The following is an 18,244-nucleotide window of genomic DNA, read 5'->3' as shown; positions in this document are numbered from 1 at the left end:
CAGGCGTCGGGGCCGCGCTCACCCCTGTCCGAGGTCCGACGGGACCTCGACCTCGCGATGGAGGATCTTCCCGGTGGGTCCCTTGGGGAGGGCCTCGACGAGCCACACGTGCCGGGGGTACTTGTAGGCCGCGACGCGTTGCTTGACGAACTCGCGGAGCTCCTCGGGGGTGGCCTCGGCGTCGGGGGCGAGCGCGATGGCGGCGGCGACCTCCTCGCCGAGCGCCGGGTGGGGAACCCCGATGACGGCGGCCTCGGCGACGGCCGGGTGCTCGTAGAGCGCCTCCTCGACCTCACGCGGGTAGACGTTGTAGCCACCGCGGATGATCAGCTGCTTCTTGCGGTCGACGATCCAGAGGTAGCCGTCGGTGTCGCGGCGGGCGAGGTCGCCGGTGCGGAACCAGCCGTCGGGGACGGCCTCGGCGGTGGCCTCGGGGCGTCGCCAGTAGCCGCGCATCAGGCCCTCGCCCCGGACCGCGACCTCGCCGACCTCGCCGTCGCGGACCTGCTCTCCGGTGTCGTCGAGGACGCGGACCTCGACGCCACGGATCGGGGTACCGATCGAGCCGGGCCGACTGGGGCGGTCAGGATGGTTGAAGCTCACGACCGGGGACGTCTCGGACAGGCCGTAGCCCTCGAGGACCTTCGCGTCGAACTTCTCCTCGAAGCCGGTGAGGACCTCGACGGGCATGGCGGAGCCACCGGAGACGCAGGCGCGCAGGCTGGTGGTGTCGTAGCCATCAGCGTCGCCGTGGTGCAGCAGCGCGGAGTACATCGTGGGGACGCCCTCGAACACGGTCACCCGGTGCTCGGCGACGAGCTCGAGCGCACGGGAGGGCCCGAAGCGCGGGAGCAGGGCCAGGCACGCGCCGGTGAACAGGGACGCGTTGAGCCCGCAGGTCAGCCCGAAGACGTGGAACAAGGGGAGGCAGCCCATGACGACGTCGTCGGGGCCGAGGTCGAGCAGGGTCTCGGCGACGGTGGTGGCGTTGGTGGCCAGGTTGCCGTGGGTCAGCTCGGCGCCTTTGGGCGCACCCGTGGTCCCGGACGTGTAGAGCAGCACGGCGAGGTCCTCGCCGTCGCGTTCCACCGCGCCGTCGAGCGGGGTGAGAGCGGCGAGTTCGTCCTCCGGCAGACCGGTGGCGGACACCGTGACCACATCGACGCCGCTGCTGGCGGAGGCAGCGTGGGCGGCGGCGCCGCCGTCGGGCACCGAGTCGACGACGAGGACCAGCGCCACCTCGGCGTCGTCGAGGTAGTGGGTGATCTCGCGCTCGGTGAGCAGGGGGTTCATCGGGACGACGACGGCTCCGGCCGCGAGCGCGCCGTGGAAGAGCACCGCGAACCCGGGGACGTTCGGTGCGATCAGGGCGATCCGCTCGCCCGGGGCCACGTCGCGGGCGCGCAGCCACGCGGCACTGGCCCGCACGGCGGTGTCGAGCTCGCGATAGCTGGTGGCCTGGTCGCCCAGGCGCAGCGCGGGCCGGTCCGGGAACGTGGCGGCGGTCGTGGCCAGGATGTCGGCGAGGTTCATGGCTGGGGCCTCCTCCCTAGAGGTATGCGGGCATGCGCTTGACGACGTGGAAGAAGTTGCCGGGCATGAGCTCGGGCTCTCCCGCGGTGATCTGCGGGGCGCGGGTGAGCAGCTCGGTGAACAGCGCGCGCAGCTGGAAGCGGGCGAGCTGGTTGCCCAGGCAGTGGTGGATGCCGCCGCCCCCGAAGCTGATGTGCGGGTTCGGGCTGCGCGACAGGTCGAGCTCGTGGGCCCGGTCGATCCGGGACTCGTCGCGGTTGGCCGAGCTGTAGACCATGACGACCTTGTCGCCCTGGGTGATCTGCTGGCCGCGGAACTCCAGGTCGTGCGACGCGGTGCGGCGGAAGGTCATGATCGGGGTCGTCCAGCGCACGAACTCCTCGACCGCAGGCTGGATGCGGTTCTCGAGATCGTCGAGCAGCCACTGGCGCTGGTCGGGATGGTCGGTCAGGGCGCGCAGGCCGTGGCTGGTGGACTGCCGGGTGGTGTCGGTGCCCGCGATCGTGAGCAGGCAGAAGAACGCGGCGATGTCCTCGTCGGCGAGCTGCTCGCCGTCGACCTCCGCCTGCACCAGCGCGGTGATCAGGTCCTCCTGCGGTTCGCGGCGGCGCTCGTCGGCGAGGCGCAGGCACAGCTGGTGGGTCGACACGATGGCCTGGAACATCCGGCCCACGCGCTCCTCCTGCGAGTGCCCGACCAGCTCCGGGTCGTTCCAGCCCACGAGGACCTTCATCTCGCGGTTGGCTTCCTGCCGGTCGCCGTCGGGGACGCCCATCATGTCGTTGATGTTGTGCATCGGCAGCAGCTCGGCGCACTCGGCGACGAACTCGGTGGTGCCCTCACCGGCGCTCGCCTTCTCGACGAGGTTGTCGACGACCTTGCGGGCGTTGGCCTCGATGCGGTCGTTGATACGGCGCATCTGCTTGGGGGTGAACGCCGCGGCGACCAGCTTGCGCATCTTCGTGTGCCGGGGCGGGTCCATCGCGATGATCGACTGCGCGGACTCGACGAGCTCGGGCGGCAGGCTCTCCATCAGGATGCCCGGCCCGGAGAGGAAGTCGTCGGGACGCCTGGTGACCTCGACCAGGTCGTCGTAGGTCGTCACCGCCCAGAACCCGAAGTCCTCCGGGTCGTCGAGCAGCGAGTCCTCGAAGGGCGCGTGCCACGTGATCGTGCCCCGCTCGCGCAGCCGGGCGAAGGTCTTCTCCCGCTCGTCGGCGGTGGACGCCCAGAACGCCCGCGACGAGATGTCCTCGTGGTCGCGGGGTCGGTCGGGGTTTCCGCTGGCGGTGCTGGTCACGTGTTCGGACATCGCTGGCCTCCTCGTGCGGGCCGTCAGGGCGGCGGACGTGACGGCGACGACACCGAGGATGGACACTCACGAGCAAGTTGTCAAACACATTGGGTATTTGTGTCCATGAAGTCGACTGATGTGGCTCTGGTGCCTACCATCGCGGCATGGCGAACCGCTTTCGGGACTCCGCGCGACAGTTGATGCGTGACGCCGTGCTCGACATCGCGGCCGAGGAGGTCATCGCCCACGGCTGGGACGGGCTGCAGGTCCGCGCGGTCGCCAACCGCGCCGGGGTCAGCCGCCAGACCGTCTACAACGCCTTCGGCGACAAGCACGGCGTGGCCGAGGCGCTCATCGAGCGACTGCTCGACCGCTTCCTCGAGGGCATCGACGCCGCCATCGCCGGGGAATCAGCGCTGCGCGAGCAGTGGGAGGCCACCGTGCGCTTCGCGCTGGAGACGGCCGCGACCGAACCTCTCCTCGCCGCCGTCCTCACCGGCACCAGCAGCGACGAGTTCCTCCCGCTGCTCACCACCGACGGCGGGCCGGTGATCACCCGGGCCCGCGACCACGTCTGCGCCACCCTCGGCGGCTACCACCCCGACATCGATCCCCGGGCCCTCACGGCGACCTCGGAGACCGTCACCCGGCTCACGATCAGCCACATCGTGCTACCGCTGCACACGCCCCAGAAGGTCGCCGCCCACATCGCCGATCTCGCCGCGACCGTCGCGCCCGCTCCCGCCGCGGCCGGCGTCTGACCGGTCCCGCGCCGATGGCCGCGACCCCGGGCGCCCCCGGCCCGGGTCGTCACCCGATCCCCTCCCGGGGCGGGGCCGCCCGCGGGTCGACAGGAGGACCGTCCACGTCCCGGAAGCTGGTCGGCCGCGCGGACCCGAGCTCGGCGGCGAGGGCCTCCGGCAGGTCGCGGAGCTCGACGCTGGCCCCGTCGACGAGGTGCTGGATCCGCGCGTGGGCCAGTACACGGGCCAGGTGCGGGTGCCACGGCCCGAGCGCGGTCAGGGTGATGAGCAGTTCGCGGCGGCCGTGCACGCGGACCCGGCCGAGCATCGCTTGCAGGCGCTCGGCCGCGGGACGGTCGACCGGACCGGCGATCCCGAGACAGAGACAGCCGGGCCCGAAGTCACGCAGGGCCACCGCGGGCGGGCCCGCGCTGCGGTGGGCGGGACCCAGTTCCGCGGCGATCTCGCCCAGCGCGCGCCGTCGACGCTGGGACAGCCCGGCCGCCCACGGACTGACCGGTGTGACCCCCGGCTCGAGGTCGGGGTCGCTCACCCCGCCCGCCACCGGGCGCTCCAGTGGTTGATGGGCAGCCCGGCGGCGTGGCTGGGATCGGTGCAGTTCCGGGCCGGGTTGGTGCCGTGGCACGTGTCGAGGCCGAACCGGGGCGGCGCGAACACGTAGCTGTTCTCGGCGCGCTCACCGGCGCATCGGATGCACACCGGTTCGACGTCCCCGGCCGGATCGGCTCCGCAGAACACGCACGATCCGCCCGAGGTGGTCATCGGTCGACGCGGCCGGTGGTCCCCGGGCCGGGCGCGGGCGCTCTCGGATCGGTCGGGCCGGGGTCCGGCTTCTCGGCCGGCCGGCCGCCAACGCGCGCGACACGCCGCCGCGGCGGTGGCGGGCCGATGAGGGCCAGATCCCGCTCGGTGATCATTCGCGCTCCCCGGACCGCACGGGGGGCAGGCCGTGCGCGACGTCCATGCCCCCGGTCGCGCACGGCCTGGGTGACACCACGGACCGCGGCCGCGGCCGGAACGCGATGCCACCGGAAGCCCGGTCCGCCATCACGGGGCGACCGGGCGGGCGGACTCGGAGGACGCCCGGGACAGGGTCACCGGGGCGTCGGCCGAGGGGTGTCGGGGCGTGGCGCGGACACCCGGGCGCGACGGACGGCGTGCTCGCCGTCGGTCGGACCGTGGTCGGTCTCGCGGGTGCCACCATGTCAAGCCCCTGGGTGCGGGCCCTGTGTCCAGGGCTGCCGCCGGGGTCCGGGGCGACGAGTCTCGTCGATCGCCCGGTGGCGGAAGGCCACGAGCGACCGGTCTGTCCAGTCCGCAAAGAGTAGCGGCGCAGCAACACGGTGACCACCGGGTAACTCCGGGTGCATACCGGTCACGGACAGCGAGACCGTGGTCTCTCCCCGCTCACACCACCCCGGCTGGAGGGCGAACCTCGCGGCATCCGCCGAGGCCCCGCGCGCCGGGCGTCGCGGGGAGTAGCCGTCCCGGGCGGGCCGAGGGCACCCGTGCCAGGCTCGCCGGGGTGAGCAACGCCCTGGACCCCGAGCTCGCCACCGCGATCGACCGACTCGCCGCCGACGGCCGGCTCCCGTTGACCCGCGAGGACGTGGACGAGGCCCGACGCAACTACCGCGACCTCGCGCTGATCCGTCGCGGCGCGGGGGACCAGCCTGTCGCCTCGGTCCACGACGACGTGGTCGAGGGTCCCGACGCCGACGTCGTGGTGCGCGTCTACACACCGCCCGAGCCCCGCGACCTCACCGTGGTGTGGTTGCACGGCGGCGGCTGGGTGCTCGGCGACCTCGACACCGCCGACGCCGCGGCCCGCCGCGTCTGCCGACACCTCGGGGCCACCGTGGTGTCCGCGGACTACCGCCTCGCGCCCGAGCACCCCCACCCCGCGCCGCTGCAGGACGCGCACGCCGTGCTGCGCTGGGCATCGGGCCGCACCGGGCGGCTCGTCGTGGGCGGGGACAGTGCCGGGGCAGGCATCGCGGCGGGATGCGCTCTGCTCGCCCGCGACTGGGGCCCCCACCTCGACGCCCAACTGCTCCTCTATCCCGGGCTCGACCCGACGATGTCGCACCCGAGCGTGACCGAGAACGCCGACGGGCCGTTCCTCACCGCCGCGGACATGCGGTGGTTCTGGGACCGCTACGTGCCCGAGGAGCAGGCACGGCTCGATCCGTCGGTGAACCTCGGGGAGGCCGCACGCCTCGGCGAGCTGGAGGAGCTCGCACCCGCGGTCGTTGCCACCGCCGCGCTCGACCCGTTGCGCGACGAGGGCCTGGCGCATGCGGCGGCGCTGACGGCGGCGAACGTCCGCGTGCACGTGCTGCACGGTGCGGGACTCGTCCACGGGTACTTCGGCCTCGGGACGGCCTCGGCCGCGGCCCGGGCCGAGGGGGATCGCGCGCTCGACGCGCTCTCCGCGCTGCTGGACCAGCCGACTGAGCTGCGGGCGTCGACGACCTGAGCCCAGGCTGAGGTGGCTCGTCCGAACGGCGGCACGCGGCACACCCGGACGCGCCGACCACGACGAAAAGCCGGTTCTCGTCGCCGGGAGGTCGTCCGCCTGCCGATCGGCCGCTCGACGGTCGACGGCTCGTCGTGGTGCCGCTCGTCCCGACCGCTCAGCGCGCGCCGGACCCTCGTTCGGGGCCGATCGGGTCGGTGGACGGTGGATTCCGTCCGGCCGGTCTCACCGGATCCCGACGACTGCGCCTGCGGAGCACCCGATTCCGCTCCGCAGTCGAACCCTCACTGCCGGAGACGGTCACGGTCCCGTTATGTTTCACCGGACCAGATCACGACGAGGTCACGACATCACGCCGGTGTCACGCTCCCCAGCGGCCTCGTCACTCGATCCCCTGCGGCGACGGGCGAGAACGTGGCGCGACACGGCACAACGAACGGGCCTTCATTCGGGGCTACCCGCCCCGCCTTCGGCTACACGCCCGGATTCGCCGCAGCCGCGCCCGCTCGCCCGATGCCCTCGCGCGCCAGCGTCTACGACCCCCGCCCCGCGCCGCCCCGTCCGGCGCCCCGCTCGCTCTCGGCCGCCACCTCGGGGAAGATCCTCGTGGCGGCCGTCGCGGCGGGCGCGGTCGTGCCCGCCGTCCAGACCCTCGACACCACGCACAGCGCGGACGCCGAGTCCGGCGCCACGACGCAGCTCTCCGCCGCGCAGATGTCGCTCGCGGCGCAGCACGGTGCGGGGCAGGCCGCCGCCCGGCCGGCCGCCGCGGCAGCGTCCGCGCCGCAGGTGATCAGCGACGTCACGACGGTCTCGATGTCGAAGGACGCCCTCGCGGCGGCCGCGAAGCCCTCCGACTCCGGGGTCAAGAACCTCAGCAAGGCCATGTCCATGGCCCGTGAGAACGGCCCCGTGGAGTTCGGCCGGCCCTACTCGGCGGGCGACGACGAGGACCTCAACGGCCAGATCTCGCAGGCCCTCGGTCTCATGGGCCTCCCGCAGAAGCTCGCCCCCGGAGTCAAGAAGATCATCATGCGGGAGTCGACCGGCAAGGCGAACGCCGTCAACGGCTGGGACTCCAACGCCTCCGCGGGCACGCCCTCGAAGGGCCTCATGCAGCTGATCGACACGACGTTCCGCAACGCCGTGCTCCCCTCGCTCGCCGACAAGGGCATCTTCGACCCGGTCGCGAACATCACCGCCGGGGTCCGCACCATGATCGCCAACCACGGGCTCGACGCCGTGATGGACGGCGGTCTCACGAACTCCTCCGGCAGCTACGTCGGCTACGGCGGCGCGAAGCTCCCCACCGACGGGCTGGGCCGGGCCTCCTAGCCCAGAGCGCAGCCGGGCTCCACCGCCCGTCCCGTCGCGGGGGAGAGCGCGTCAGGCACCCGGGCCCTTCTGGAGCACCGGGCGCAGGGTGTCGAGGACCGTCGCGTCGTCGATCGTCGAGGGCACCATCGCGTCCTGGCCGTCCGCGATCTGGCGCATCGTCTTGCGCAGCACCTTCCCCGAGCGCGTCTTGGGCAGGGCCGGGACCACGGCGACGTCCTTGAACGAGGCCACCGCGCCCACCTCGTCGCGGACCAGCGCGACCAGCTCCGGCCCGATCTCGGCCTCGCCGCGGGTCACGCCCGCCTTCAGCACGACGAGCCCGCGGGGGACCTGGCCCTTGAGCGAGTCCGCCACGCCGATCACCGCGCACTCGGCGACGTCCGGGTGGCCCGCGAGGACCTCCTCCATCGAGCCCGTCGACAGTCGGTGGCCCGCCACGTTGATCACGTCGTCGGTACGGCCCATGACGAACACGTAGCCGTCCTCGTCGAGGTAGCCGCCGTCGCCGGTGAGGTAGTAGCCGTCGTAGCGCGACATGTATGACTCGCGGAACCGCTCGTCGTCCTCCCACAGCGTCTGCAGGCAGCCCGGCGGCATCGGGAGCTTGATGACGATCGCGCCCTCCTCGCCCGCGGGGAGCTTCGAACCGTCGACGTCGAGGATCTCGACCTGGTAGCCGGGCACCGGCACCGACGGCGAGCCCGCCTTGAGCTCGAGGGGCTCCAGCCCGCGCAGGTTGGCCGCGATCGACCAGCCGGTCTCGGTCTGCCACCAGTGGTCGACCACCGGGACGCCGAGCTTCTCGGAGGCCCAGTGCCAGGTCTCGGGGTCGAGCCGCTCGCCGGCGAGGAAGAGCGTCTGGAGCGAGGAGATGTCGTAGTCGGCGAGCAGCGTCGCGTCGGGGTCCTCCTTCTTGATGCCCCGGAACGCGGTCGGCGCCGTGAACAACGCCTTCACCCGGTGCTCCTGGATCACCCGCCAGAAGGCCCCGGCGTCGGGGGTGCCCACGGGCTTGCCCTCGTACATCACCGTCGTCGCCCCGGTGAGCAGCGGCGCGTAGACGATGTAGGAGTGTCCGACGACCCAGCCGACGTCGGAGGCGGTGAACATGACCTCGCCCGGGCCGACGTCGTAGATCGCGGGCAGCGACCACCGCAGCGCCACGGCGTGACCGCCGTTGTCGCGCTGGACGCCCTTGGGCTTGCCGGTGGTGCCCGAGGTGTAGAGCACGTAGAGCGGGTCGGTCGCGGCGACCGGCACGCACTCGGTCGGCTCGGCCGTGCGCATCGCCTCGGCCCAGTCGAGGTCCCGGTCGGTCATCGTGGCCCGGGCCTGCGGACGCTGCAGGACGATCGAGCGGCCGGGGTCGTGCTCGGCGAGATCGATGGCCCGGTCGAGCAGCGGCTTGTACTCGATGACCCGCTTGCCCTCGATACCGCAGGATGCCGAGACGATCGCGGAGGGCTTGGCGTCGTCGATGCGCACCGCCAGCTCGCGGGCCGCGAACCCGCCGAACACCACGCTGTGGATCGCGCCGAGCCGCGCGCACGCCAGCATCGCGATCGCGGCCTCGGGGACCATCGGCATGTAGATGATCACCCGGTCGCCCTTGCCGACACCGACCGAGCGCAGCACCCCGGCGAAGCGGGCGACGAGGTCGCGCAGCTCGGTGTAGGTGAACTTCTGGCGGCCGTCGGTCACCGGCGAGTCGTGGATGAGCGCCACCTGGTCGCCGCGCCCCGCATCGACGTGCCGGTCGAGGCAGTTGTGGCAGGTGTTCAGCACCCCGCCCGCGAACCAGCGGGAGAACGGCAGTGCCGAGTCGTCCATGATCGTCTCTGGCTCGGTGTACCAGTCGATGAGCGAGGCGGCCTCGCGCCAGAACCCGTCCGGGTCGGTCATGCTCCGCTGATACGCCTGCTGGTACTCACCGCTCATGGTGGACGAGGCTGCCACGACAGGTGACGTAGCGCACCCGCCCGGACGGACGCAGTGATCACCCTTTGATCCGGCGGCCCGACGTCCGGGCGGCGGCCAGGATCTCCCCCGGGTCCACCCGGGTGGGGGCGCGGTCGGCCAGCACGGGATCGCCCGCCACCCAGACGTCACGGACCGCCCGCGCGCCCGCCGACCACACCAGGTTGGAGACGAGCTGGGCGTCGTCGTCCGGGTCGACGAAGGCGGGGTCGTCGAGGTCGATGTGGACGACGTCGCCCCACGCACCCGGCCGCAGCCGGCCCAGGTCGTCCCGACCCAGGGCCTCGGCGCCGCCCGCCGTCGCGAGGTGGAGCACGTCGGCGGCGGTCAGCGCCGTGGCGTCGGCTGCCCGCTGGCGCGCGAACAGGGACGCGAGCCGCTGCTCCTCCCACAGGTCGAGGTCGTCGTTCGAGGCGGGCGAGTCGGTGCCCAGGCCCACGCGCAGCCCGGCGGTGAGCATCTCGGCGACCTTCGCGACGCCCGCCGCGAGCTTGGCGTTCGAGCCGGGGCAGTGGGCCACGGCGACGTCGTGGCGGGCGAAGATCTCGAGGTCGTAGTCGGAGAGCTGGATGGCGTGCGCGGCGAGCACACGGCCGTCGAGGCTGCCCGTGGTCTCCAGCATCGCCGGCACCGATCCGAAGACCCCCCGGACCTCGTCGTCCTCGCCCGCGGCCTCGGCGACGTGGATGTGCAGCAGGGCGTCGCGCTCGCGGGCGGCGGCGGCCGTCGACGCGACCGCTTCCGGGGTCAGCGTGTAGGCCGAGTGCGCGCCGTACCCGAGCTCGACGCGCTCGCCCGGCCCGAAGCGCAGCCCGTCGGCGTCGATCCAGCGCGAGATGCCGTCACGCATCTGCTCCCAGGTGCCGAGCCGGTCCATCCCCGGGGCCGTGATGATCCCCGGCGTCATCACCACCCGGGAGCCGAGCTCGAGGACGGCGTCGACCACGGTGTCGGCCCAGAAGTACATCTCGGTGGAGGTGGTGACCCCGTGGCGCAGCATCTCGAGACCGCCCGCGAGCATCCCGGCGCGCACGTCCGGTGCCTCGAGGCGAGCCTCGGCGGGCCAGACGACCTCGGTGAGCCAGCGCATGAGTGGCAGGTCGCCGCCCATCCCGCGCAGCAGGGCCAGCGGGGTGTGGGCGTGCGTGTTGACCAGCCCGGGCATGAGCAGGCCGGACAGCGCCGTCGTCGGGGCGTCCGTGGCGGGGGCGTCGGCCCGGGACCCGACGAAGGTGATCCGGCCGTCGTCGTCGACGTCCACGACCGCGTCGCGCAGGACGGGCAGGCTCTCCTCACAGGTCAGGACGATCGGGGCGTGGAGTCGCCGGGCGCTCATGGAGTCCAGTCTGGTCAGAGCGCCGCGAGGGCGGCGAGACGGGTCAGCTGGCGGCGCATCATCACGAGGTCGCCCCACGCGAGGGCGTACCGGACGGCGGAGGCGACGGCGCCGGGGGTGCCGTCGACGACGACGGTGGCGACGAGGCGGGTGCGTCCCTCACCGTCGGGGCGCACCGCGTACGTGACCGCGAACTCGGCCACCCGTCCCCGACCACGTCGGGAACGCCGCAGCGTGAGGTGCTCGCCGCTGACGAACGAGTCGAGCACGAAGAGGACGAGCAGACGCTGCCCGACGTCCAGCTCGTCGGCGCCGGGCGTGATCGTGTGCGGGCTGCGACGGCCCCGGTTGTCGAGGAGGTCGTAGCCCTACGGCGCGACGGTGAGCTGGCAGAGCCATCGCCAGAGCCGGTCGGGAGTGGCGGCGGCCGTGGTGCCGCGGGTCCAGCGGGTGGCCGGGGAGGGTACGAGCGCGTCGGCGGGCGTCGCCCGGGCGCGCTCCGCCGAGGAGGTCCCCCAGTGCTCCGGCGCGTCCACCCCCGCAGTGTGCTCGCGCGGCGGCCGCCCCACACCGTCGTCGGGTCAGGGGTGGGCGAGGCCGTCGATCATCAGGCCGAGGGTGAAGTCGAACCGGTCGTGGCCCTCGCCCGCGGTGAGCTCGTCGGCGTGGCGGGTCGTGTGGGGGAAGGTCGCGGCGGGCAGCGCGGTGAGCCGGCGCCGCAGTTCCTCGCGGTCGAGGACCCACGCGTCGTCGTCGTGCGTGGCCCGTTGGCGCACGATCGAGGTCTCGAGGCAGTAGGCGGCGGTGTAGAGCAGGAGGGCGTCGTTGGCCCAGGCGGCGGTCTGCGGGGCGACGCCGCCGGTCAGCAGGATCGCCAGCATTCCCTCGCTGACGCGGGCGATCTCCAGGTCGGTGGGGGCCATCGCGAGCGCGGCGCGGGAGATACCGGGGTAGGTCAGGTACTGGTCGCGGATCCGGGTGCACACGCCGCGGATCTGGTCCCGCCACGTCGCGGGGTCGGGCTCGGGGAGGACGAGCTCGGCGCACAGTCGCCCGATGAGCAGCTCGTCGAGGTCGGCCTTGTTCACCACGTGCGCGTAGAGCGAGGCGGGACCGGTGTCGAGAGCGCCGGCGAGCCGGCGCATGGTCAGCGCTTCGTAGCCCTCGGTGGCGATGACGTCCAGCGCCGCGTCGACGACCTGGTCGACGGTGATCGGGGCCGCGCGGCGGCGCGGGCCGGGCTCGCCCCCGGGGGTCGGCGGCTGGTGGCGCGCCGCGCGTCGCTCTCGCGGGTTCACCCGGCCACCCTAGCGTGGCTGGAACGTCGTTCGTCGCTGGAACGCCGTTCGCCCGGGTCCGTCCCCACGGTGGCCGGGCCCCGCGTCTACCGGTCGAGCAGCGAGCGCAGCGAACGCAGCGGCTGGAGCCAGGCACCACCGGCGGGCAGGGTGTCGAGGCTGACGCGCGGCAGCGGCTCGCGGAACACGCCGTCGATCTCCTCGAGGTCGAGGAACGTGACGACCTCGGACGCCACCGCGAACGCGGCGTACTCCCGGAACCCGATGACGGTGACCCGGACGCCCTGCTCGACGAGCTCCTCGAGCGGCTCACGGAACGCGCGCCCGTCCCCGGAGGCGACGACGACGTGGGCCAGCCCGCCCTCGGCGTGCCGCGCCTCGATGTGGGCGAGCATGTCGTCGTCGACGTCGGAGTCGTCGGCGGACTTGGGCTTGGCGAAGACCGCGAAACCGACGTTGCGCAGCGCCTCGACCCACGGGCGCACGATCTCCGTCGACCCCGGGACGACGTTGGTGAACACCGTCGCCTCGGCGAGCCCGTCCGGTCCGGCGAGCCCGAGCAGCCACCGGCCGACGGCGTCGAAGCGCGGCCGGAAGGCCGAGGTCGGGCGCGCGCCGAGCAGCGACCCGAGGCTCATGTCCATGTTGGGCGCGTCCCAGACGAGCAGGGTGCGCTCGGGTCCCTCGTGCTCGACGACGGGGCCGGGATCGACGTCCGGCGCCCCGCCTGCGAGCCCACCCGGGACGCTCACGGCGTGCGCGAGGTCGGCCGGGGACGGCAAGGGGGAGGGCGACACGGGGGCGACTCTAACCGCCCGCCGTCGCCGCGTCCGCCGCGCGATCACGAGCCGGTGCCCGACGTCGGGAACCCACCCGTGCGCACCAGCAGGAGGTCCCGGCTGGGGCGTCCGTCGACCTCGGCCCGGCTCTCGAACTTGGTCCGTGGCCGCCACGCGGGACGGGGCGCGAAGCCGCCGTGCGGGTTCTCGAGCGTCGGCTCGGCGTCGGTGACCTCGAGCATCCAGTCGGCGTAGTCGGCGACGTCCGTGGCGAGGTGCAGGACGCCGCCGGGCCGCAGGCGCGAGGCCATGAGGGCGACGGTCTCGGGCTGGACCAGACGACGCTTGTGGTGGCGGCGTTTGGGCCACGGGTCCGGGTAGAAGACCCGCAGCCCGGCGAGGCGGTCCGGGGCGATGCGGTCGCTGAGGACCACGACGGCGTCGCCCCGCAGCAGCCGCAGGTTCGCGAGGCCGGCCTCGTCGGCGCGCATGAGGAGCTGGCCGAGCCCGGGCGGATAGACCTCGACGGCGACGTGGTCGACGTCGGGCTCGGCCGCGGCGAGGGCGGCGGTCGTCTCCCCCATCCCGGAACCGATCTCCAGACGGAGATCCGCCTCGCGGCCGAACCAGGCGGCCGGGTCCAGGCGCCCGTCGTCGTCGAGCAGGTCGGCCCGGCGGCCGTCCGGCGTCAGATCGGCGAGGTCCGCCCCGAGCCGTGGCCAGGACCGGTCCCAGGCCCGCTGCTGGCCCGCGGTCATGCGGCCACCGCGGTCGGCGAAGCTGACGATGCCCCGGCGGGCATGCGTCGCGCGCTCCTCCACCCCGACCGGCCTCGGGTGCTCCTGACCCACCCCGCGATCCTCACATCCCGGTCGTCCGGGCACGGCCACCGGCCGGTCGTGGGGAGACGTCTCACATCGGGGTATGGCGGTCCGGTCGCGCCGGTCACCCTTCCGGTCGAACCCTGACACCGATGTCCGCCGGGAGGTCCTCTTCGTGCGCACGCCCGAGTCCCTGACCGCTCTCGTGACCGGGGCCACCGACGGCGTCGGCCGCGAAGTGGCCACGCGACTCGCCCAGCTCGGCGCGACGGTGCTCGTGCACGGGCGCGACGATGCGCGCATCGAGGCGACGATCGCGGCCATCCGGGAACGGACCGGCGCCTGCGACCTGCGGCCACTGCGCGCCGACCTCTCGCGCCTCGCGGAGGTGGACGGCCTGGCCGACGAGGTGCTCGCCTCGGTCGACGAGCTGAACCTGGTCGTCTCCAACGCCGGTGTCGGGTTCGGACCGCCCACCGGGCACCGCGAGGTCTCCCCGGACGGCCACGAGCTGCGCTGGGCGGTCAACCACCTCGCGCCGCACCACCTGCTGCGCCGTCTCGCGCCGTTGCTGTGCCGGTCCGCCCCCGCTCGCGTCGTCGCGGTGACCTCGATCGGTCAGGCGGCCCTGGACCTCGACGACCTGCAGACCGAGCACGACTGGGACGGCACGCTCGCCTACCGCCGCTCCAAGCTCGCCGCCACGATGTCCGCCTTCGACCTCGCCGAGGGACTCCGGGGCACCGGCGTCGCGGTCCACGTCCTGCACCCGGCGACGCTCATGGACACCGCCATGATCCGGGAGGCGGAGGTGCCCCCGGAGAGCACCGTCGAGCAGGGCGTGACCGCCCTGGTCCGGCTCACGCTCGATCCCGAGCTCGACCACCGCACCGCAGGCTTCTTCTCCGGCTCCTACCCCGACGACGCCGCGCTGCACGCCCAGGTCTCCGACGAGCACGTCCGGGCCGAGCTGCGCCGGCGCACCGAGGAGACCGTCGCGGCCACGCTGGGCGGGCCGGACGTCCCGGCGCAGGCCGGGACGCCCGACGCTCAGCCGGACTCGATGACCTTCGTCTGATCCCGGGAGTCGTGCGGCGGGCGTCGCCCGCCGCTGCGCAGCGACGCGGCCATCCGCTGGGCGCGGCTGTTGTTCCGCACGCGTGTGAGGACGAACAGCGTCCCCATGTGGAGGATCCCGAGGAAGAACAGGATCCCGCCGATCTTGGTGACGACCAGCTGGGCGGTGTTCTGGACGGTGACCGGGTCCCAGGTCGAGATCAGCGCCAGGAAACCCAGCGCGACCAGGTGGAAACCGACCCCCAGCAGCCGGGTGATCGACATGGCGATGTCGTTGTCCTCGAAGACATCGCGGAGGAAGCCCACTCCGGAGCGCATGAGGATCTGCCCGACGATCAGCGTCAGGACAGCGGCGATCCCCACGATGAGCAGGTAGGTGCCCGTGTCGGCACTCGTGGCCACGGTGGTGCCTTTCTGCCGTCGTCGGACCCCCTGTCATCACCGGTCCGAGGACCAGCATCCCCGTCCGCGCGATCAGGCGAAACCCGGTACGCGCGTGACACCAGCGACGGACGCGACGGATGAGGTCCGGACGGGTCTGTCCGAACGGCCTCCGCGCGTCCCCGGCGCTCCCTACGCTGCGGCGACGGGAGGGCACGCGACGACGGAGGTGGCGGTGGGGCGGTGGGCCCGGGACACGGCGCAGGCATGCCGGGCGGCCGCGCCCGCGGTGGCGCTGCCGACGGCCGACGCGCTGGACGCGGTGGCGGCCCGCGCCGAGGGGACGCCGTCGCTCGTGGTCACCGGGCCGGTGTCCTCGGGGAAGTCGACGCTGGTCAACGCGCTCGTCGGGCGCCGGGTCGCCCCCACCGGCGCCGGGGAGTGCACCCGGCTCGTCGCGCGGTACGTGCGCGGGCCGGTCGACCGCCTCGACGTCGTCCTCGCCGACGGCACCCGCCGCCCGCTGCCGCTGGCCGACGGCGGGCGGGTCCCCGCCGCCGTCGGGGACCGGCTGGGGGTCGACCCGGCCGACGTCGACCACCTGCTCGTCATGCTGACCAGCGACGCGCTCGACGGCCTCTCCGTGGTCGACACGCCGGGAGCGGGCTCGGCGCGCCGCCGCGGTCCGACTCCGCTCGACGACGCCGAGGCCGCGCTGGTGGTGCTGCCCTCCTCGGCCCGGGCGGACGAGGTGGACCGGCTCGCCGAGGCCGCGCGCCACGGACCGGCCGGGGTGGTGGCGGTCCTCGGCCGGGCCGACACGGTCGGGTCCACCGAGGACGCGACCACGGTCGCGACCACACTCGGGCACCGGCTCGGCGGGCGGCTCGGTCCGGTGACACCCGTGGTCGGGCTGCTGGCCGAGACCGCGACGACGGGTGCCCTGCGCGCCGAGGACCGGCACGCGCTCGCCGCGCTCGCCGGGACGGACCCGTCCGCGGTGGACGCCGCCCTCGCCGATCCGGAGCTCTTCGCGCGCGCCGACCTGCCGGTCCCCGCCCCGGCACGGGCCCGTCTGCTGGAGCTGTTGGACCGGCGGGGCATCACGCTCGCGGTGGGCGTGCTGCGGGAGCGCCCGGACGCCGGGGTGGGAGAGATCGCGACGGCCCTGCTCGGCGCCTCCGGGCTCGACCGGGTCGTCGAGCGCCTGCGCACCGGGGTCCGCGACCGCGCGGACCTGCTCGCGGCGGCCGCGGGCGAGCGACGGGTGGCGGGGCTGCTCGATCGGGAGCGCGCCGCGGTGCGCGCCGACCGCCACGCCGGCCGGGCGTCGACCACGGGGACCCGGGACCTCGCCCGGCTCGCCGACCTGCTCGAGGACCTGCGCGCCCGGCCGCTGCATCTCGAACTGGAGCTCGCCGCGGCCGGCGCCCGTGCCCGCAGCGGGGCGGTCGCGCTCCCCGGGGAGCTCGTGGACGACCTCGACCTCCTCGCGGGCGCCGGGCTCGCCGCGCCGGACCGGGCGCACCTGGCCGACCTCGCGCGACGCGTCGGGCTCGCCGACGCGGCGCCCGGGGAGCTCGCGGGGCACGCCGCGCGGCGCGCCGCCGCGTGGCGGTCCTACGCGGCCTGGGGGAGCCCGCCCGCACGGTCCGACGTCGCCGACGCGGTGCACCGCGGCTGGGCGCGGCTCTGGGGGGAGCTCACCGGGTGAACGCCTCCTCCACCGATCCGCAGGCCGGGCTCGCGGCACTGCCCACCGAGCTGGCGTCGGCGCGCCGGGAGGTCGAGCGGGTGCTGGCCGAGGCCGGCCTGCCCGCACCGCTGGTCGATCCGGCGCCCGGGCGCCCGGTGGCCGCCCTGGTCGGCGCCCCCGGGCGCGGACGGCGGGCGCTCGCGGCGGCCCTGCTCGACCTGCCGGCGGACGCCGTCGGGCCGGACGTGACCCGGATCGTCGGCGACCCCGGCGCGAGCGGGATCGTCGTTGACGTCCCGCTGCTCGAGGACCTGGACCTCGCGATCCCCGCCCGCGCCCGCGACGGCGGGTGGGATCCGGGTGCGGACGCCTCGCTGCTGGTCGTGGTCGCCGGTGCGGGGGCACCGGTGGACGCGGGCGAGCTCGACGCGCTCGCGGCGGCGGCGGGCGGTGTCGAGTCGGCGGTGTTCGCGCTGGTCGGGACCGAGGCGCACCGGGGCTGGCGCACCGTGCTCGACGCCGACCGGGAGCTGGTCGCCGAACGGATACCCCGCTGGGCGGACGCGGCGTGGTTCCCGGTCTCCCCGGCGCTGGCCGCCCGCGCCCGCGGGACCGGCACCGCGGGCGAACCGTTGCGGCGCCAGGCCGGGACCGCCCCGCTGCAGCGCCACCTGCACGGCCTGCTCGCGCGGCGGCGCCGGATGCTCGACGAGGCCAACGCGCTGCGCGCCGACGTGACGGCACTCGGCACCGTGGGCGCGCGGGCCGCGGACGCCTCGACCGACGAGGACCTCCGTCGCACGCGCGCCGAGCTGGAGACGGCGCGGGTATCGCTGCGGCGCGAGCACCACGTGCGCTGGCGGGCCGAGCTCGCCGCCGCCCGGATCGCCGTGGTCGACGACCTCGCCCGCCGCCTGCGCGCGCTCGCCGCCGACCACCGGGAGCGCCTCGACGCCACGCCGCGCACCGATCTCGACGACCTCGCGGAGGCCCTCGCCCGGGACGTCGCGCGGGAGGCGGACGCGGTCGTCGCGGACCTGGGCGAGCGACTGCGGGCGCTCGTCGTCGACACCCTCGCGAGCCTGCTGGCGCCCGCGGAGCTCGCCGGCCTGCGCATCCCGCCCCCGGAGGCGCGCCCGGACCTGCCCGTGCCGAGCCCGCGGCGGCCCGACCGGCTCCTCGTGGTGGCGGGGGCCTCCGGCGGGCTGGGGCTGTCCCGCCTGGCGCTGCTGCCGTTGCTGGCGGTGCCCGTCGCGCCGGTCGTGGGCGCGGCGCTGGTCCCGGTCTCGGTGGGGATCGGGCTGGGCGCGGCGGGCTGGCTCGCCCGCTCCCGGCGACGGGCGGCCGACCGGGCGCACGCCCGCGCGTGGCTCGCGGAGGCCCTGGGGCAGGCCCGCGCCGACCTGGAGCGGGTGCTCGTGGGTGCCCTCATCGTGGCCGAGCGGGAGATCACGCTCGCGCTCGACCGCGC

At 74.6% G+C, this 18,244-nt stretch carries 18 protein-coding genes; 6 read left to right on the top strand and 12 right to left on the bottom strand.

Going from position 1 to position 18,244, the window contains the following annotated elements; genetic code table 11:
* Positions 1-18 precede the first annotated feature (18 nt).
* Entirely contained in the window at positions 19-1,533 is a 1,515-nt protein-coding gene (locus VGI02_RS24445; protein ID WP_331631801.1) for a long-chain-fatty-acid--CoA ligase, read from the bottom strand.
* A 16-nt stretch (positions 1,534-1,549) separates the two neighbouring features.
* Positions 1,550-2,845 (bottom strand): cytochrome P450, encoded by a 1,296-nt coding sequence (locus tag VGI02_RS24440; protein WP_331631799.1) that lies wholly within the window; start codon positions 2,843-2,845, stop codon positions 1,550-1,552.
* Positions 2,846-2,991: 146 nt separating this feature from the next.
* Here VGI02_RS24440 and VGI02_RS24435 point away from each other — a divergent pair, with 146 nt between their 5' ends.
* Entirely contained in the window at positions 2,992-3,588 is a 597-nt protein-coding gene (locus VGI02_RS24435; protein ID WP_331631796.1) for a TetR/AcrR family transcriptional regulator, read from the top strand.
* Between the two features lie 49 nt (positions 3,589-3,637).
* Here VGI02_RS24435 and VGI02_RS24430 read toward each other — a convergent pair whose 3' ends face one another.
* Both VGI02_RS24430 and VGI02_RS24425 read right to left on the bottom strand, forming a co-directional pair.
* Positions 3,638-4,123 (bottom strand): hypothetical protein, encoded by a 486-nt coding sequence (locus VGI02_RS24430; protein WP_331631794.1) that lies wholly within the window; start codon positions 4,121-4,123, stop codon positions 3,638-3,640.
* Positions 4,120-4,353, bottom strand: a complete 234-nt coding sequence (locus VGI02_RS24425; protein ID WP_331631791.1) for a hypothetical protein — start codon at positions 4,351-4,353, stop codon at positions 4,120-4,122. Before VGI02_RS24425 ends, VGI02_RS24430 begins: the two co-directional genes overlap by 4 nt.
* Positions 4,354-5,116: 763 nt before the next feature.
* Between VGI02_RS24425 and VGI02_RS24420 the strand changes: the two genes are divergently transcribed.
* Together VGI02_RS24420 and VGI02_RS24415 are read left to right on the top strand one after the other, a co-directional pair.
* Positions 5,117-6,070, top strand: coding sequence for an alpha/beta hydrolase (locus tag VGI02_RS24420; RefSeq protein WP_331631789.1), 954 nt, complete (start codon positions 5,117-5,119; stop codon positions 6,068-6,070).
* A 513-nt stretch (positions 6,071-6,583) separates the two neighbouring features.
* Positions 6,584-7,405 carry a transglycosylase SLT domain-containing protein gene (locus tag VGI02_RS24415; protein ID WP_331631787.1) on the top strand — a complete coding sequence of 274 codons (822 nt, stop codon included), beginning with the start codon at positions 6,584-6,586 and terminating at the stop codon, positions 7,403-7,405.
* Between the two features lie 51 nt (positions 7,406-7,456).
* Here the strand turns inward: VGI02_RS24415 and VGI02_RS24410 are convergent, their stop codons facing one another.
* The 7 genes from VGI02_RS24410 to trmB form a co-directional block, all read right to left on the bottom strand.
* Positions 7,457-9,346 carry a propionyl-CoA synthetase gene (locus tag VGI02_RS24410; RefSeq protein ID WP_331631785.1) on the bottom strand — a complete coding sequence of 630 codons (1,890 nt, stop codon included), beginning with the start codon at positions 9,344-9,346 and terminating at the stop codon, positions 7,457-7,459.
* 58 nt (positions 9,347-9,404) lie between these two features.
* The gene (locus VGI02_RS24405; protein WP_331631783.1) at positions 9,405-10,721 is read right to left on the bottom strand and encodes an amidohydrolase family protein; all 1,317 of its coding nucleotides are present in this window, start codon (positions 10,719-10,721) and stop codon (positions 9,405-9,407) included.
* A gap of 14 nt (positions 10,722-10,735) precedes the next feature.
* Entirely contained in the window at positions 10,736-10,990 is a 255-nt protein-coding gene (locus VGI02_RS24400; RefSeq protein WP_331631781.1) for a hypothetical protein, read from the bottom strand.
* A gap of 99 nt (positions 10,991-11,089) precedes the next feature.
* On the bottom strand, positions 11,090-11,257 hold the full coding sequence (locus VGI02_RS24395) for a hypothetical protein (protein WP_331631779.1): 168 nt from the start codon (positions 11,255-11,257) through the stop codon (positions 11,090-11,092).
* 45 nt (positions 11,258-11,302) lie between these two features.
* On the bottom strand, positions 11,303-12,019 hold the full coding sequence (locus VGI02_RS24390) for a TetR/AcrR family transcriptional regulator (RefSeq protein WP_331631777.1): 717 nt from the start codon (positions 12,017-12,019) through the stop codon (positions 11,303-11,305).
* An 86-nt stretch (positions 12,020-12,105) separates the two neighbouring features.
* Positions 12,106-12,816, bottom strand: coding sequence for an NYN domain-containing protein (locus tag VGI02_RS24385; protein ID WP_331631774.1), 711 nt, complete (start codon positions 12,814-12,816; stop codon positions 12,106-12,108).
* A 44-nt stretch (positions 12,817-12,860) separates the two neighbouring features.
* Positions 12,861-13,619, bottom strand: coding sequence for a tRNA (guanosine(46)-N7)-methyltransferase TrmB (gene trmB / locus VGI02_RS24380; protein WP_414638370.1), 759 nt, complete (start codon positions 13,617-13,619; stop codon positions 12,861-12,863).
* A 175-nt stretch (positions 13,620-13,794) separates the two neighbouring features.
* On the opposite strand from trmB, the gene VGI02_RS24375 reads away from it, so the two are divergent.
* Positions 13,795-14,697 carry an SDR family NAD(P)-dependent oxidoreductase gene (locus tag VGI02_RS24375; protein ID WP_331631772.1) on the top strand — a complete coding sequence of 301 codons (903 nt, stop codon included), beginning with the start codon at positions 13,795-13,797 and terminating at the stop codon, positions 14,695-14,697.
* On the opposite strand, the gene VGI02_RS24370 is transcribed toward VGI02_RS24375, so the two are convergent.
* The gene (locus VGI02_RS24370) at positions 14,670-15,098 is read right to left on the bottom strand and encodes a hypothetical protein (protein ID WP_331631770.1); all 429 of its coding nucleotides are present in this window, start codon (positions 15,096-15,098) and stop codon (positions 14,670-14,672) included. The genes VGI02_RS24375 and VGI02_RS24370 overlap by 28 nt on opposite strands.
* A 214-nt stretch (positions 15,099-15,312) precedes the next feature.
* On the opposite strand from VGI02_RS24370, the gene VGI02_RS24365 reads away from it, so the two are divergent.
* Positions 15,313-16,791 (top strand): dynamin family protein, encoded by a 1,479-nt coding sequence (locus VGI02_RS24365; protein ID WP_331631768.1) that lies wholly within the window; start codon positions 15,313-15,315, stop codon positions 16,789-16,791.
* The coding region (locus VGI02_RS24360) for a hypothetical protein (protein WP_331631765.1) at positions 16,788-18,244 on the top strand (1,457 nt) is incomplete at its 3' end. The genes VGI02_RS24365 and VGI02_RS24360, both read left to right, overlap by 4 nt.

This window comes from Actinomycetospora sp., assembly GCF_036497245.1.
Lineage (GTDB): Bacteria > Actinomycetota > Actinomycetes > Mycobacteriales > Pseudonocardiaceae > Actinomycetospora.
Note: the sequence above shows the minus strand (reverse complement) of the source record. Positions and strands in the feature narration are given on the sequence as shown.

Bases quoted from the DNA above. Each gene is read 5' to 3' on its own strand.
- VGI02_RS24445 (WP_331631801.1), bottom strand. From the start codon at position 1,533: ATGAACCTCGCCGACATCCTGGCCACGACCGCCGCCACGTTCCCGGAC.
- VGI02_RS24440 (WP_331631799.1), bottom strand. From the start codon at position 2,845: ATGTCCGAACACGTGACCAGCACCGCCAGCGGAAACCCCGACCGACCC.
- VGI02_RS24435 (WP_331631796.1), top strand. From the start codon at position 2,992: ATGGCGAACCGCTTTCGGGACTCCGCGCGACAGTTGATGCGTGACGCC.
- VGI02_RS24425 (WP_331631791.1), bottom strand. From the start codon at position 4,353: ATGACCACCTCGGGCGGATCGTGCGTGTTCTGCGGAGCCGATCCGGCC.
- VGI02_RS24415 (WP_331631787.1), top strand. From the start codon at position 6,584: ATGCCCTCGCGCGCCAGCGTCTACGACCCCCGCCCCGCGCCGCCCCGT.
- VGI02_RS24410 (WP_331631785.1), bottom strand. From the start codon at position 9,346: ATGAGCGGTGAGTACCAGCAGGCGTATCAGCGGAGCATGACCGACCCG.
- VGI02_RS24405 (WP_331631783.1), bottom strand. From the start codon at position 10,721: ATGAGCGCCCGGCGACTCCACGCCCCGATCGTCCTGACCTGTGAGGAG.